Below are 329 nucleotides of genomic sequence, written 5' to 3'. Positions count from 1 at the left end.
ATCTTCTTGAACTCGGCACGGCTGACCGACACGTAGCGCTCGTTGCCACCGATCTCCACCTGCGGGCCGTCCTGCACGGCGTGGCCATGCTCGTCCACGCGCACGGTCATCGTCGCCTGCGACAGCCGCTATGCGGTGTGTACATTGGACCGCAACGGCCTGCGCCCGGCGCGCTGGATGCTCACCGCCGACCGCCACTTCCTGGTCGCCTCCGAAGCCGGCTACTACGCTTCCGTCCGCGTCATCGACGCCCACCACCAGGCCCGCAGCATGGACGCCAGCGCCCGCCCGGGCATCGGCCAGTTCGTTGCCGGCGACCAGAAGCAGAG

General features: G+C 69.0%; 2 pseudogenes. One reads left to right on the top strand and one right to left on the bottom strand.

What is annotated here, in order from left to right:
* Positions 1 to 122 (bottom strand): annotated as a pseudogene (locus tag ABGA94_RS00020) (thymidine kinase); the annotation flags it as partial.
* Between ABGA94_RS00020 and ABGA94_RS00015 the strand changes: the two are divergent.
* Positions 109 to 228: pseudogene (locus ABGA94_RS00015) on the top strand (hypothetical protein); the annotation flags it as partial. The pseudogenes ABGA94_RS00020 and ABGA94_RS00015 overlap by 14 nt on opposite strands.
* Positions 229 to 329 lie beyond the last annotated feature (101 nt).

The sequence above is a fragment of the Stenotrophomonas sp. 3diitr2024 genome, from assembly GCF_042136455.1.
GTDB classification, from domain to species: domain Bacteria; phylum Pseudomonadota; class Gammaproteobacteria; order Xanthomonadales; family Xanthomonadaceae; genus Stenotrophomonas; species Stenotrophomonas sepilia.
Note: the sequence above shows the minus strand (reverse complement) of the source record. Positions and strands in the feature narration are given on the sequence as shown.